Origin of the sequence: Microbacterium sp. LMI12-1-1.1 (assembly GCF_040676455.1) — a bacterium.
Lineage (GTDB): Bacteria > Actinomycetota > Actinomycetes > Actinomycetales > Microbacteriaceae > Microbacterium.
Genome location: NZ_JBEGIA010000001.1, coordinates 1,509,090 through 1,523,665, shown reverse-complemented (window position 1 = coordinate 1,523,665; position 14,576 = coordinate 1,509,090). Strand labels below are relative to the sequence as shown.

The window sequence follows — 14,576 nt, the reverse complement described above, 5'->3', positions numbered from 1 at the left end:
CCCCGCGTGTTACAGCCGCATTGCGAAGAGACAGCGCTAGATCGCCATTGCCGCCCGCACGCCTTCGGCCGCGGACGCTCCGCCTTCGCCCACGCTCGAGACGAAGCCGCTCGCGAGCACGAGGTACTTGTCCGCCGCCTCCAGTGCGAAGCCGATGTGCTGCTCGACGAGCAGGACGGAGAGTCCCTCGCTCGCAAGCTGCATCACCGTGTGCTCGATCTCGGCGACGATCGTGGGCTGGATCCCCTCCGTCGGCTCGTCGAGGATGAGCATCTTCGGCTCGGTGATGAGCGCCCGGGCGATCGAGAGCTGCTGGCGCTGACCGCCGGAGAGCAGCCCGGCCTTGCGGCTCGCGAACTTCTCCAGGGCGGGGAACCGTGACAGCTGCTGCTCGATGAGCGCCTTGCCGCGCTTGCGACCGTCGGCGATGAGCTGCAGGTTCTCCATCGTGGTGAGCTGCGGGAACGACTGCTGGCCCTGCGGCACATACGCCATGCCCCGTGCGACGCGCTTGTTGGGCGGCAGTGACGTGACGTCGTCTCCGTCGAAGATCACCCGACCGCTGCGCGGCTTGATGAGTCCGATCGCCACGCGCAGCAGAGTCGACTTGCCGGCGCCGTTGTGGCCGAGCACGGCGACCACCTTGGCGGCGGGCAGCGTCACGCCGTGCAGCACGAGCGTCGGGCCGTACCCTGCCTGGATTTCGTTCAGCTCGAGCACGTCAGGCTCCCTCTTCCTGCATTGCGGCATCCGTCGTCCCGTCGGGCACCACGAACATGGCGGCGGTGGTCGCGGCCCCGGCGGTGCCGAGGTAGACCTCCTGCACCCTGGGGTCGGCCTGCACCTGGGCGACGGCCCCCTCCGAGAGGACCTTTCCCTGATGCAGCACCGTGACGCGCGACGCGTAGCGGCGCATGAAGTCCATGTCGTGTTCGACGACGAGGACGATGCGGCGCTGGGCGATTCGCTGCAGCAGCTCTCCCGTGGCGGTCCGCTCGTCCTGGCTCATTCCGGCGACGGGCTCGTCCAGCAGCAGCGCGCGGGGCTCCTGAACGAGCATCATGCCGATCTCGAGCCACTGCTTCTGGCCGTGGGACAGGATGCCGGCGGGAGTCTCGCGCTCATCGCTGAGGCCGGTCTCCTCCAGCGCCGACTCGATCGCCGGGTCGACGCCGCGGCGGGCTCGCAGCAGCGAGAGCGAAGAGCGGTGCAGCCCCGCCGCGATGTCGAGGTTCTGCAGCACGGAGAGCTGCTCGAACACGCTCGCGGTCTGGAAGGTGCGGCCCACGCCGAGCCGCACGATCTTCTGGGTCGACCTGCCCAGGAGCTCCTGGCCCGCGAGCGTGACGGATCCCGTGCCCTTGGAGAGGCCGGTGATGGCGTCGATGCACGTGGTCTTGCCGGCACCGTTCGGACCGATGAGGAAGCGGACTTCGCCCGGGTGGGCGTCGAAGGAGACGCCGCCGACGGCGACGAATCCGTCGAACTCGACCCGCAGGTCGGTGACGACGAGCGAACCCTCGGCGGCGGTCACTTCGTCACCTCTTCACCGACGGGCTCGAGCACGGGAGCGGGATCGGCGAGCGCAGCGGGGGGTGTTTCGCGCGGGCGCCACACCAGACCCTTCGCCTTCCCGAACAGCGAGGACAGCCCCATCGGGAGGAAGAGCGTCACCAGGATGAAGACCAGGCCCAGGATGTAGATCCACCCGTCGGGCCAGTTGGAACCGAGACTCGACTGGCCCCATCCGATCGCCATCGCCCCGAGAGCCGGGCCGAAGAGCGAGGCGCGGCCTCCCAGCGCCACGCCGGCGATCATCAGGATCGAGGCGGAGGCGCCGATCTCGGCCGGGGTGATGATGCCCACGATGGGGACGAACAGTGCTCCCGCGATGCTGGCCATCACCGCGGCGACCACGTAGGCGACCAGCTTGATGTTGGCGGGGTCGTAGCCGAGGAACCGCACGCGCTCTTCGGCATCGCGCGTGGCGATCAGCAGCTCGCCGAAGCGGCTGCGATTGAGCTGCCACACCGCGAGCAGGCACAGGATGAGCAGCGAGGCGGCGATCATGAAGACCATCACCTTGTTCGCGTCGTCGTTCAGGACGAACCCGAAGAAGTACTTGAAGTCGCTGAGCCCGGTGTCGCCGCCGGTCTCGCGGATCGTCGAACTGATCAGGACCGCGAGCGCCACGGCGAGCGCCTGGGAGAGGATCGCGAAGTACGCGCCTTTGATTCTGCGCTTGAACAGGGCGTAGCCGAGCACCCCGGCCACGATCACCGGCAGCAGCACGATGGCCGCCAGCGTGAACGCGTCACTGCGGAACGGCTCCCAGAAGGCGGGAAGGGACGCCGACGGGTCGTACAGGATCATGAAGACGGGAAGGCTGCCGGGTGCCGTGCTCTCGAGTGTGAGGTGCATCGCCATGGCGTACGCACCGAGCCCGAAGAAGACCCCCTGGCCGAGGACCAGCATTCCTCCACGACCCCAGGCCAGCCCGATCCCCACCGCGGCGATCGCCCAGCAGCAGTACTTGCCGAGGTTGTTGAGCCAGTGCATCGACAGCACTGCCGGCGCGACGACCAGGAGCAGCACGGCGAACACCGCGATGCCGATGAGCGGAAGCCACGGTCTGATTCTCGTCATGTCAACCCCCGGGTGCGGACCGTGAACAGGCCCTGTGGACGGAACTGCAGGAACACGACGAGGAGCACGAAGGCCAGCACTTGGGCCATGCTTCCGGTCGTCCAGTCGGCGAAGAACGACAGCGCGATGCCGAAGGCCCACGCGGCGATCACGGTGCCCTTGATCTGGCCGACGCCGCCGGCGACCACCACGAGGAAGGCGGGAATGATGTACTGCGTGCCCATCTGAGAGTTCGTGCCGCCGATCAGGGATGCCGCGACTCCGGCGACACCGGCCAGGCCCGAACCCACGAAGAACGTGATGCGGTCGATGTTGCGGGTGCGGATGCCGCTGGTCTCGGCGAGGTCGCGGTTCTGGACCGTCGCTCTGATCCGGCGTCCGAAGGACGAGTACTTGAGCCACGCCGCCAGTGCGACCAGGCACAGGGCGGCCAGCACGATGGTGAACACCTGGCGAAGGGGCCACGCGTAGCCGAAGACGTCGATCTGCCCGTCGAGCCACCCGGGCGCCTCCACGGGCACGCCCTGTGCCGGGAAGATCTGCAACGCGAGCTGCTGCAGGATCAAAGCCACCCCGACCGTGACCAGGAGGGTGTCCAGCGGCCGTCGGTACATCCATTGGATGATGCCGATCTCGAGAAGAAGGCCGAGCAGGCCCGCGCCGACGAAGGCGAGCGGCAGGGCCAGCAGGATCGAGATGTTGCTCGAGGTGACGACCAGCTGGGTCATGTAGGCGATGAACGCGCCGGCCATGATGAACTCGCCGTGCGCCATGTTGATCACCCCCATCTGGCCGAAGGTGAGGGTGAGCCCGAGCGCGGCCAGCAGCAGCAGCGCACCCAGCGCGGTGCCGTTCAGCAGGGGCGGTAAGAGTGCATCCACGTGCTTTCGCTCTCTGTGCGGTCGGGAGTTCTTCGGTGGTGATGGTGCGGGGTCCCGCGTCCGGGGGACACGGGACCCCGCATCCGGTGAGGATCAGCCCGCGGCGGCTACCAGAGCATCGCGGACGTCAGCGGGGAACCAGTCGTAGCCCTCGAGGTACGGGTCCGGCTCGATGAAGCCGTCGGAGGACCAGACGATGTCGAACTGGTTCTCGGCGTTGATCCTGCCGATGTTGCCCGGCTTCGAGATGTGGTGGTTCTCGCCGTCCAGCGTGACGACACCCTCCGGCGCGTCGACGGTGATCCCGCCTGCCGCGGCTGCCGCATTCACGTCGTCGACCTCGAAGGAGCCGGCCGCTTCGACCAGCGCCTTGTAGAGGTACATCGAGATGTACGCCGCCTCCATGGGGTCGGAGGTCACCCCGCTGCTGCCGGGGTAGGCCTTCCATCGCTCGATGAAAGCCGGGTTGTTGGGAGTGTCCATCGACTGGAAGTAGTTCCAGGACGCGTAGTTGCCGGTGACTTCGTGTCCCATGGCCGGTGCCTCCTCCTCGGCGATCGACACCGAGATGATCGGGGTCGTCTCGGGGGTGAGACCGGCGTCGTAGTAGGCCTTGATGAAGCCGACGTTCGACGAGCCGTTGATCGTGTTGAAGACGAAGTCCGGGTCCGCCGCGACGATCTTGGACACCTGAGTGGTCCAGTCGTCCTTGTCGAGGGGAACATACTCCTCGCCGACGATCTCGATGCCGAGTTCTTCGGCGTAGAGCTTGATGATCGCGTTCGCGGTGCGCGGGAACACGTAGTCGGAGCCCGCCAGGAACAGCGTCTCCACACCCTGCGCGGCGAGGTAGTCCATCGCGGGGATGATCTGCTGGTTGGTGGTCGCGCCGGTGTAGTAGATGTTCGGCGACGACTCGAGGCCTTCGTACTGCACCGGGTAGAAGAACAGTCCGTTGTTCTCCTCGACGACCGGCTTGACGGCCTTGCGGGAGGACGAGGTCCAGCCGCCGAAGATCGCGGCGACGCAGTCCTGGGTGAGCAGCTTCTCGGTCTTCTCCGCGAAGGTCGGCCAGTCGGTGGCACCGTCTTCCTGGATGTACTCGATCTGCTTGCCGAGGATGCCGCCGTCGGCGTTGATCTCATCCGCGGCCATGTGCAGGACGTTGGAGACGGTCTGCTCCGAGATCGCCATGCCGCCGGTGAGCGAATTGAGGAAGCCCAGCTTGATCGTGTCGCCCGACGTGTCGATGCAGCTCGCCGGTGCCGCGGCATCCGATTCGGCCGCCGCCGGGGCATCGCCGGCGCGGGAACCGCAGCCGGCGAGAACGAGGGCGACCGTCGCCGCGAGGGCGGGAACAGCCAGCAGGCTTCGCGCCCGCCGTGTCCTGTTCGTTGTCATGGGAACTCCGTTTCTGTGTGATGCAGGTGATGCGTTCTCGGGTGGGCCGGTCCGCCCTGCGGGCACGCCGAATGACGCCGTCGCACCGGCACTGTCCTCGGGAACGCCGAAAGGGAGGCGCGTCGAGGGTGTGGTGGCGCGGGCTGATCGGTGGGTCAGCGGTGTGGTGCAGGGGTGGGCCGGTGGTGCGGTGCGTCTCGATGCCTGCTGGTGCCGGGCTTCGCGTGCCGGTTCAGATCGGCGGAAGGTGGTCGCCGACTGCTGCGGTCCTGCCAGCATGGGCGCGTGACATTACTCTGACATTTCTCGATTGTTCCGGTTCTGTTAATCGTGCGCCGTAGTTCGGCCGCAGAAGCGCGTAATTCCGGGAAACCGCGAATGAATGCCGAAGTGAGGGCTCTCGGCAGCCGTCGGCGAATACGGGCGTTGTGGCACACTTCTGACATCACCAGCCGGAGGCCCGAATGCACTTCACTCCCGCCGAGACCGAGAAGCTCCTGCTGTCGGTCGCCGCGATGGTCGCGCGCGATCGGCTCGAGCGCGGCATCCTGCTCAACCACCCCGAGACGGTCGCGCTGCTGTCCTGCTGGGTGATCGAACGGGCCAGAGAAGGCCGTGGCGTCGCCGAGCTGATGCAGGAGGGCCGCGCCGTCCTCACGCGTGACCAGGTGATGCCGGGCGTTCCCGAGATGATCGCCGACGTGCAGGTCGAGGCGACCTTCCCCGACGGTCGCAAGCTCGTCACCGTCCACCATCCGATCGACTGAGGAGTCGCCGTGGCATCCGCTACCTCCCAAGGCCCTGGCGCCTACCGGATCCGACCGGGACGCATCGAGCTCAATGCCGATCGGAGCGAGGCGGAGCGCATCCGGCTCGTGTTCGTGAACACCGGAGACCGGCCGATCCAGATCGGTTCGCACATCCACCTGCCCGATGTGAATGCGGCCCTGGAGTTCGACCGCGCGCTCGCACACGGATTCCGCCTCGACATCGCGTCCGGAACCTCGCAGCGCTTCGAGCCGGGCGCGTCACGAGAGCTCGACGCCGTCGCGCTGCGCGGAGCGCGGCGGGTTCCCGGCATCCGGGTCAAGACCGACGGAGAGGAGCTCCTCGATGGTCTGGCTTGATCGGTCGCGGTACGCCGCGATCTACGGTCCGACGGTGGGCGACGAGGTGCGCCTCGGCGACACCGATCTGTGGATACAGATCGAGCGCGACCTCACCGCAGGCGGGGAGGAAGCCGTCTTCGGCGGCGGCAAGTCCATCCGCGAATCCATGGCCCAGGCCACGGCGACGCGGGCGGAAGGAGCGCTGGACACGGTCATCACCAACGCGGTCATCCTGGACTGGTGGGGCATCATCCGCGCCGATATCGGCATCCGTGACGGTCGCATCGTCGGCATCGGGCACGCCGGCAATCCCGACATCAGCGATGGCATCGACATGGTCATCGGGCCCTCGACCGACGTCATCTCGGGCGAGGGGCGCATCGTCACCGCCGGCGCCATCGACTCGCACGTCCACCTGCTCTCGCCCTCGCAGATCCACGAGGCCCTCGCCACCGGGATCACCACGATCGTGGGCGGGGGCACCGGCCCCTCCGAGGGATCGAAGGCGACGACCGTCACACCCGGTGCATGGCATCTGTCCGCCATGCACCGCGCGCTCGATCCCCTCCCCGTCAATGTCCTGCTGCTCGGCAAGGGCAACACCGTCTCGATGGCCGCACTGAAGGAGCAGGCGCTCGCGGGCGCCGCGGGCTACAAGGTGCACGAGGACTGGGGCTCGTCCCCCGCCGCGATCGACGCGTCCTTGCGCGCCGCCGAGGAGTGGGGGCTGCAGGTCGCGCTGCACTCCGACTCGCTGAACGAGGCGGGCTTCGTCGAGTCGACCATCGCGGCGATGGGCGGCCGGTCGATCCACGCATTCCACGTCGAGGGAGCGGGCGGCGGTCACGCGCCCGACATCCTCTCGATCGCGGGGCTGCCGAACGTGATCCCCGGTTCGACGAACCCGACGCTCCCGCACACGGTGAACACCGTCGCCGAGCACCTCGACATGCTGATGGTCTGCCATCACCTCAACCCCGCCGTGCCGGAGGATCTCGCGTTCGCGGAGTCCCGCATCCGTGCCACCACGATCGCCGCGGAAGACATCCTCCACGACATCGGAGCGCTGTCGGTGACCTCCTCCGACGCACAGGCCATGGGCCGCATCGGCGAAGTGGTCACGCGCACCTGGCAGGTCGCGCACGTCATGAAGCACCGTCGCGGTGCGTTGGACGGCGGGATGCCGGCAGACAACGAACGCGCACGGCGGTATGTGGCGAAGTACACGATCAACCCCGCGATCGCCCACGGCATCGCCTACGACGTCGGATCGATCGAGGTCGGCAAGCTCGCCGACCTGACGGTGTGGGACCCGAAGTTCTTCGGCGTCCGCCCGGACGTCGTCGTCAAGGGAGGCGCGATCGCGTGGGCCGCGCTCGGCGACCCGAACGCGTCGATCCCGACACCTCAGCCCGTGATGATGCGACCGTCCTTCGGCGACACGATCGGGGCGGACCTGTCGGTCACCTACGTCTCACCCGCGGCTCTGCAGGACGGCCTCGCCGAGACGCTCGGGCTGCGCCGCCGACTCGCGGCGGTCGAGCCCACGCGTCACATCGGCAAGGCCGACATGAAGAACAACGACCGTCTGCCGTCGATCCGCATCCGTGCCGACACGTTCGAGATCGCGATCGACGGCGAGGACGTCGAACCGGCACCCGCGGCATCCCTCCCGCTGGCCCAGCTGTACACCATGTTCTGAGACGCTCCATGGACTCCGCCGCGCACACCGTCACCATGCTGCTCGCCGACGCACGTCTGCCTTCGGGCGGGCACGCGTTCTCGGCGGGCGTCGAGCCGGCCGTCCAGGGCGGGCTCGCGCGAGCGGACGTCGGGGCGTTCCTGCGTGCCCGGGCGCGCACGACGACGCTCGTGGATGCCGCGACCGCGGTCGTGGCGCGGCGGGCCGGCCTCAGCGGTGCGCCCTATACGCCGGTCGAACGGGCGTGGGCGGCGCGCACCCCGAGCCGCGCAGCGCGGACCGCCTCGATCGACCTCGGCCGTGGGCTGCTGCGACTCGCGCAGCGCCTGTGGCCGCAGTCGCCGGCGATCGCCGCACTGACCGGAGGGGACACGGCGACGCCGCCTCGCCCGATCGTCCTCGGCGCGATCGCGGCTCACGCGGGGCTCGATGCCGAGACTCTCGTGCGCGTCGCCGTGTACGACGACATGGCCGGCGGCGTCGCCGCTCTCCTCAAGCTCGAACCCGGCGACCCGGTCGACGGCGTGCGGCTCGTGATCGACGCGTGCGCAGCGGTCGATCCCCTCATCCTGCAGCTCGCGGCACTCGACTCACCCGAGGCGATCCCTGCGGCGAGCGCCCCCGAATCCGAAGCGTGGACAGAAGCCCACGCCGCAACGAACAGGAGACTCTTCCGTGCCTGACTCACCACTCGCTCCCCGCGCGCTCCGGCTCGGCGTCGCCGGCCCCGTCGGCACCGGCAAGTCGTCGCTCATCGCCACGGTGTGCCGCGCGCTCGCGACCGACCTTCGCCTCGGCGTCATCACGAACGACATCTACACCGATGAGGACGCCCGGTTCCTCCGCTCCGCCGGTGTGCTCGACCCCGAGCGCATCCGGGCCGTCGAGACCGGTGCCTGCCCGCACACCGCGATCCGCGACGACATCACCACCAACCTTCTGGCCGCCGAAGACCTCGAGCGGGACTTCGCGCCCCTCGACGTCGTGCTCATCGAGTCGGGCGGCGACAACCTGACGGCGACGTTCTCGCCGGCCCTGGTGGACGCGCAGATCTTCGTCCTGGACGTCGCCGGCGGAGGCGATGTCGCTCGGAAGGGCGGCCCGGGCATCGGTCGCGCCGACCTCCTCGTCGTCAACAAGACCGACCTGGCGCCGTATGTCGGCGTCGACGTGGCGCAGATGGTGACGGATGCCGAAGGGGCACGAGACGGCCGCGCCGTGCTGGCCCTGTCGCGGCACGACGCAGCCTCGGTCGCGGCGCTGCGTGCCTGGGTGCTGATGATCCTCGCGAGCCACCGGGCGGGTACCCACATCGCGCAGGACCCCGGGCCGATGGCCCCGCACTTCCACGCCGATGACGAGCATCCCGAGGGCGGGTTCGTCCACTCCCACGACCACGATGCCGCCGACGCCACCCACGTCCATGACCACTCCCGCACGCAGGCCGCGGGGCGCTGAGACGAACGAGTGACCTCGACGCGCATCGCGGTCGTCGCGGGTGAGCCGCGGGCGCATGTGGAGCTCGCCGTGGGCGCGCTCGCACCGCGCCTCATCTCGCGCGATCGCACACACGCGCAGATCGCGGTCGCCGCAGCCGGCATGGTGCTGCTCGGCGGCGATCAGGTGCACATGGAGATCGACGTCGGACCGGGGTGCACGGTCGAGATCGAGGACGTCGGGGGGACGGTCGCCTATCGCGGCGCGCGTTCGTCGTGGATCCTCGACGTGGCGGTCGGAGCCGGCGGGACGCTGCTGTGGCACGGTCTGCCCTTCGTGGTCACGGACGGGGCGGACGTCGAACGCCGCACCTGCATCACCCTGGATTCCGACGCGCGAGCGGTGATCCGCGAGACGCTCGTGCTCGGCAGGCACGGCGAACGGGGCGGGCGACTCGCCTCGGCGCTCGCGGTCTCCGATAGCGGCGGACCCCTCCTCGTGGAACGGCTGGAGGCAGCCGGCAGTATGCCCGAGCCCGGGGTGCTCGGCAGCAACCGGGTGATCGATGCCGTGATCGCGGTCGGATTCCGCCCGCCCGCCCGTGCGGGCGACCTCGAGTTCGATCGGCCCGGATCCATGGCGCGTCACCTCTCCGACCACACGCACGGTTCGTCCCTGGACCGCGTGTGGGATGCCTGGGTCTCGCACGCGCAGGAGCGCCCCTTCACGCCTGAGCCGGAAAGGACTCACATTGACAGCACTCCGCGATGATCAGACCGGGCCACGCATCCGGCGGAGCACGATCGGCGTCATCTCGCTGATCGCGATCCTGCACGTGCTCGGCTGGGGAGTCCTGGTCCTCCTGGTGATCCCCGCCGGCATCCCGCTCGGTGGCGGCGGGGGCACGCTCGTCACTCTCGGCGTCGGGCTCACCGCGTACGCCCTCGGAGTGCGCCACGCGTTCGACGCCGACCACATCGCTGCGATCGACAACACCACGCGCCGCCTCGCCGAACGCGGAAAGCCGGCCAACACCGTCGGATTCTGGTTCTCGCTCGGCCACTCGACCATCGTCGTCGTGCTGTGCATCCTGCTGGCACTCGGAATCACGGCGATCGGCACGTCGCTCGCCGATGACTCCTCCGCCCTTCGCACCTGGACCGGGATCATCGGCCCCACCGTCTCGGGCGTCTTCCTCCTCATCATCGCCGCCATCAACATCGCGTCGCTGCGGCGCCGCCACGGGCACGCAGGCGGTCCGGTGCTGCGGATGCTCGGGCCCTTCGAGCGAGCGGTGGATCGGCCGTCCCGCATGTACGTGGTCGGACTGCTGTTCGGGCTGAGCTTCGACACCGCGACGGAGATCGGGCTGCTCGCGCTCGCGGGTGCCGCCAGCTTCGGAGCCGTGCCCTGGTGGGCAGCGCTCACCCTGCCGATTCTGTTCGCCGCCGGAATGAGCGCCTTCGACACCACCCAAGGCGCCGTGATGCGCCGCGCGTACAGCTGGCAGCCCGGTCGGCGCCACCTGGGTGAGGTGTACGCGCTCGTGATGACCGGCATATCGGTGGTGGCCGCCGTGCTGATCGCGATCGTCCAGCTGTCGGACGTCCTCGTTGCGAATCTCAACATCGGAGGTCCGCTTCCCTGGGTGGCATCGGTGGGCATCGACGGACTCGGGTTCGTGCTGACGGGCATGCTCCTCGTCACATGGGCGGTTGTGCTGGTGACCATGCGACGGCCTCGGACGACCACGAACTGACGCCGGCCACGGGAGCCTCGCGCCGTACCGCGATGCGCGCACCTCCTCGCGCGGCGCGCCGCGCGTCGAAAGGGGTGCAGCCCTTCCATCCGGGCGCAAGCGCGATCAGTATGGGTTCGTCGGCATCGAGCGATGAGGGGTTCAAAGATGAGCGTTTACCGAGTGATCGACGTCATCGGCACCAGTGCCTCGTCCTGGGAGGAGGCGGCACGAGAGGCCATCACCACCGCCGCGGGATCACTGCACGACCTGCGCGTCGCCGAGGTGACGAAGCAGGACGTCGTGGTCGGCGACGACGGGACGCTGCTGTTCCGTTCCCGGGTCCAGCTGTCCTTCAAGTACGCGCCCGAGTAGGCCGATCGCCCGCACCGGCCGGCGCCCGGTCGGCTAGCATTCGGGGATGACGAACCTGCCGCCGATCGAAGATGTCTCGATCGGCGGTGACGACATCCGCCTCGGGCAGTTCGTGAAGTTCGCCGGACTCCTCGACTCCGGCGGAAACGTCAAAGAGGCCATCATCGACGGCTATGTGCTCGTGAACGGCGAGGTCGATCGCCGTCGCGGACGCCAGTTGCAGCTCGGCGACATCGTCGGCTTCGAGGGACGACGGGTGCGCGTCTGCCCGTGAGGGCGTCGACGCGGACGTCACCTCGTCTTCAGCCGCAGTTCGGGCGGCAGCCGCGCTGGGTGACCGCGTCGACCAGCACCGTGCCGATGTCGGTCGGCTGCAGCGCCTGATAAGCCGCACCGTCGGTGGCGGCGGCGATCTGCTCGAGGGCGGCCTGGTCGGTGTCGGGTCCGTAGCCGATCGCGATGACGGCGACGGGTTTCGCCGGGTCGCGGAGCGTCTCGAGCTGCGCGAGCAGCCCCGGCAGGTCGAGGCCTTCGTCGTCCTCGTTGTACCCGTCGGTGTTGAGCAGGACCAGGTTGACCTGACCGGGGACGTAGGTCTCGCGCATGTACTGCACCGCCGCGAGCACGCTGTCGTAGAGCCCGGTCCCGCCGCCGACCAGGCTGTCGAGCCCGTTCGCCGTGTCGATCGTGCGCTGTTTGTGCGCCGGATCGCCCAGCGGACCGAACGGGACGATCTCCTGCCAGTCCTGCCCGCCGATCCGCCGGCTCGAGAACACCCAGGTGGCCAGCGACGAGTCGGTCGACAGCGAGTTGATCGCCCGGACCGCGGCCTGTTCGAACAGGTCGATGCGCCGCATGTCGGCGGTCGCGGGCTGGAGCATGGAACCCGACACGTCGTTGAGAGAGAGCATCCGCGACGGCGCCGTGATCATCTGCCAGGTGCGCAGCGCTTCGGCCTGGTTGGCGCTGTCGACGGGTTCGGATGCCGCACCGGCGTCCTCCGTGGTGGAGTCCAGCGTGCTGCCCGCCGCATCGCGCAGTCCGTACTCGGCGAGCCGGTCGCTCCCGCCCACCAGGGAAGCGGAGAGCTGCTTCACGGCCGCGAGTGTGTCGTCCGAGGCGTCGGCGAGCGTCACGAGGGACACGCTCACCGCGGGCTTCACGTCGGCCGGATAGATCGGCACGAGGGGGGTCTCGGCATCCTCGTCGTATTCCAGGACGGCCTGCTCGGTGGTCACGGCGATCGTCGGCGTCGTCGCGGTGGAGGCCGCCGCGAGCGCGTCGGCGGCGGTGGGAACGACGCCGGCGTCGAGGCCGAGCGCGATCGCCGTGAACATCCGCGCGTCTCCGGCGACCGCCGTCTGCAGAGCCAGCAGCGCGGCGGAGCTCGCCGCGACCGTCGACGGATCCGGCAGCACGGCGGCGACCGAAGGTGCCGCCAGGCTCGCGAACCCGGCCCCGGCGGTCTGGAGAGCAGCCGCCGTCGCCTCGGTCGCGGCGAAGACGACGGGCGTGCTGGCCACGGGGTCGCTGACGACCAGTTCCGCGGCGTCCACCCCGGTGAGCTCCGCCTGACCGGTCGCCCGCGCGGGCCACATCGCGGAGTCGGGCACCCAGACGTCGAACTCCGGCGCAGACCCCGAGGCCAGCGCCGCCGCCGTGGCCGAGCTGTCCTCCACGTTGATCGTCACGCCGGGGCAGTCAGCGCGGGATCGGGTCAGTTCGGCGACGGTCGCCTCGATCGCGCCCGCGACTGCCGGATCCGCAGTGATGCGCAGACTCGCCGGCAGACAGTCACTCGTCGACGTCGACGACGCGTCCTGCTCGGGTTCACCGGGGGCTCCGCGCAGGAAGAACACGCCGAGCACGACCGCGACGGCGACGGCGAGAACGATGATGACGCCCAGGAGGATCAGCGAGCGCCTCCGCTGCTGCGCAGCACGCGCGGCCGCGCGCGTGGGCGCACTGTCGCTGGCGGGCGTGTTCGGCTGCTCTCTGACCACAAGCACTCCGATGGACGGCGGGTGGTGCCCGCATGGGATACGGCGTCGTATCGGGGGAATACGGCATCGTACGTGGGGGGATACTTCAGTGGAGTATAGGCGACGGGGGCAGCGCCGAAACGTACGGACCCCTCACTCGCCGCGAGCCGCGGCATCGCATTCTCGTCATGCGTGCCGAGGAGTCGAACGAGAACTGAGGCCCATCGAAGTCACGAGTTCATTGCCCGACGAACCTCACCGGGAGATCTGCGATGTGCAGCCCCGAAGACCGGATGACCTCTTCGATCGCTGCGTGCTGCTGATCCGGGGCGACGATCTGCACCTTTTCGACTCCGTCGACAGTCGTGCCCCCGCCGTCGGCCCAGTAACTGCGGACCGCGCGGGCTTCGGTGAGCTCGGTGAGCAGCGCGAGGTACTGGTCACTCTCGCCTGGTTCGAGTACGAAGCCGAGATTCGCCGAGTTGATCTCGACGGCCTCGTTCGCATCGAGACCGGCGGCGACGAGCAGGTCGTCGGCGTGCTCGATGAGAGGCAGCAGGTGGATGAACCCCGCAGGCATCTCCTCCTCCTCCACAACGACGAGCGCAAATCTGCCGTTCTCCCAGATCGACGGCTGAATAGCGAGACCCGGGGCGGCCCGGTCGAGTTCGTCGACGAGGGGCGCTGCGTCGAACCCGAAGTCAGGGCATCGCTCGTCGCCATCGGCACTGTTCGCGACGGTCGGCGCCGAATGGAGCGAGACCTCGGCTGCCGCGGGCGTCCGCACGCGGATGGACCACGTGACGGGATCGGGATAGTCGGTCGAGCAGGCCGCCTCGAGCAGACCGGGAAAGCCGGCCTCGTCGACCGTGACTGACACCCATGAGGTCGGGTTCGAGAATGTCGGCGCTTCGACCCATCGCTCCGTGGCGACGCCGACGACCCCGGGAATGTCCTCGAGCTGAGTCTCGAGCCGGTCGAATTCCTGACTCGGACGGTCGAAGTGGGTTTCGTCGATCATCCACCCGTACAAGACAGCGGCGCCGATGGCGAAGCCGGCGATCGCGAGCACCAGGCCCGAAAGCCACACGCGCTTCGTGATCTTCGCGGGTGGGCGACCGGCGTGCTCACCTCCCGGCGCAGGGCTCGGTTCTGTCGTAACGGTCCTCGGCATCGCATCTCCAGAGAACACCTGCTGTGGTCATCGCACAGAACGTACCGCGCGCGGGTGACGCTGATCGGGCGAGATCTCGAACCGAGGGTGAACAGAGCGCCGGCTCGATCAGCGTGCTTGGGTCGGGCGAT

Annotated in this window: 16 protein-coding genes; 9 read left to right on the top strand and 7 right to left on the bottom strand. The window is 68.9% G+C overall.

The features are described 5' to 3' along the window. Positions 1–36 precede the first annotated feature (36 nt). The 5 genes from MRBLMI12_RS07120 to urtA form a co-directional block, all read right to left on the bottom strand. A complete protein-coding gene (locus MRBLMI12_RS07120; protein ID WP_363355147.1) occupies positions 37–720 on the bottom strand; it encodes an ATP-binding cassette domain-containing protein in 684 nt (227 codons plus the stop codon). A 1-nt stretch (position 721) separates the two neighbouring features. Further along, positions 722–1,534, bottom strand: a complete 813-nt coding sequence (gene urtD / locus MRBLMI12_RS07115; RefSeq protein ID WP_349425389.1) for an urea ABC transporter ATP-binding protein UrtD — start codon at positions 1,532–1,534, stop codon at positions 722–724. Beyond that, positions 1,531–2,646 (bottom strand): urea ABC transporter permease subunit UrtC, encoded by a 1,116-nt coding sequence (gene urtC / locus MRBLMI12_RS07110; RefSeq protein WP_363355145.1) that lies wholly within the window; start codon positions 2,644–2,646, stop codon positions 1,531–1,533. The genes urtD and urtC overlap by 4 nt, the downstream gene beginning before the upstream one ends. Beyond that, on the bottom strand, positions 2,643–3,527 hold the full coding sequence (urtB, locus tag MRBLMI12_RS07105) for an urea ABC transporter permease subunit UrtB (RefSeq protein ID WP_363355143.1): 885 nt from the start codon (positions 3,525–3,527) through the stop codon (positions 2,643–2,645). Before urtB ends, urtC begins: the two co-directional genes overlap by 4 nt. Before the next feature lie 93 nt (positions 3,528–3,620). Then, a complete protein-coding gene (urtA, locus tag MRBLMI12_RS07100; RefSeq protein WP_349425386.1) occupies positions 3,621–4,928 on the bottom strand; it encodes an urea ABC transporter substrate-binding protein in 1,308 nt (435 codons plus the stop codon). Positions 4,929–5,392: 464 nt separating this feature from the next. On the opposite strand from urtA, the gene MRBLMI12_RS07095 reads away from it, so the two are divergent. From MRBLMI12_RS07095 to MRBLMI12_RS07055, 9 genes are all read left to right on the top strand, one after another. Beyond that, positions 5,393–5,695 carry an urease subunit gamma gene (locus tag MRBLMI12_RS07095; protein ID WP_349425385.1) on the top strand — a complete coding sequence of 101 codons (303 nt, stop codon included), beginning with the start codon at positions 5,393–5,395 and terminating at the stop codon, positions 5,693–5,695. Positions 5,696–5,704: 9 nt separating this feature from the next. Beyond that, positions 5,705–6,055: an urease subunit beta gene (gene ureB, locus MRBLMI12_RS07090; RefSeq protein WP_349425384.1), complete on the top strand. Its 351-nt coding sequence runs from the start codon at positions 5,705–5,707 to the stop codon at positions 6,053–6,055. Continuing rightward, on the top strand, positions 6,042–7,739 hold the full coding sequence (locus MRBLMI12_RS07085) for an urease subunit alpha (protein ID WP_363355140.1): 1,698 nt from the start codon (positions 6,042–6,044) through the stop codon (positions 7,737–7,739). The genes ureB and MRBLMI12_RS07085 overlap by 14 nt, the downstream gene beginning before the upstream one ends. An 8-nt stretch (positions 7,740–7,747) precedes the next feature. Then, positions 7,748–8,422 (top strand): urease accessory protein UreF, encoded by a 675-nt coding sequence (locus MRBLMI12_RS07080; protein WP_363355138.1) that lies wholly within the window; start codon positions 7,748–7,750, stop codon positions 8,420–8,422. Then, positions 8,415–9,197, top strand: coding sequence for an urease accessory protein UreG (gene ureG / locus MRBLMI12_RS07075; RefSeq protein ID WP_363355136.1), 783 nt, complete (start codon positions 8,415–8,417; stop codon positions 9,195–9,197). Before MRBLMI12_RS07080 ends, ureG begins: the two co-directional genes overlap by 8 nt. Positions 9,198–9,206: 9 nt before the next feature. Further along, positions 9,207–9,947, top strand: coding sequence for an urease accessory protein UreD (locus MRBLMI12_RS07070; protein WP_363355134.1), 741 nt, complete (start codon positions 9,207–9,209; stop codon positions 9,945–9,947). After that, the gene (locus MRBLMI12_RS07065; RefSeq protein WP_363355132.1) at positions 9,928–10,935 is read left to right on the top strand and encodes a HoxN/HupN/NixA family nickel/cobalt transporter; all 1,008 of its coding nucleotides are present in this window, start codon (positions 9,928–9,930) and stop codon (positions 10,933–10,935) included. Before MRBLMI12_RS07070 ends, MRBLMI12_RS07065 begins: the two co-directional genes overlap by 20 nt. Positions 10,936–11,082: 147 nt before the next feature. After that, the gene (locus MRBLMI12_RS07060; protein ID WP_331905830.1) at positions 11,083–11,289 is read left to right on the top strand and encodes a dodecin family protein; all 207 of its coding nucleotides are present in this window, start codon (positions 11,083–11,085) and stop codon (positions 11,287–11,289) included. A gap of 46 nt (positions 11,290–11,335) precedes the next feature. Further along, entirely contained in the window at positions 11,336–11,563 is a 228-nt protein-coding gene (locus MRBLMI12_RS07055; protein ID WP_349425377.1) for an RNA-binding S4 domain-containing protein, read from the top strand. A 28-nt stretch (positions 11,564–11,591) separates the two neighbouring features. Here MRBLMI12_RS07055 and MRBLMI12_RS07050 read toward each other — a convergent pair whose 3' ends face one another. After that, on the bottom strand, positions 11,592–13,292 hold the full coding sequence (locus tag MRBLMI12_RS07050) for a substrate-binding domain-containing protein (RefSeq protein ID WP_363355130.1): 1,701 nt from the start codon (positions 13,290–13,292) through the stop codon (positions 11,592–11,594). A 217-nt stretch (positions 13,293–13,509) separates the two neighbouring features. Beyond that, positions 13,510–14,361 carry a hypothetical protein gene (locus MRBLMI12_RS07045; protein ID WP_363355128.1) on the bottom strand — a complete coding sequence of 284 codons (852 nt, stop codon included), beginning with the start codon at positions 14,359–14,361 and terminating at the stop codon, positions 13,510–13,512. Between the last annotated feature and the right edge of the window lie 215 nt (positions 14,362–14,576).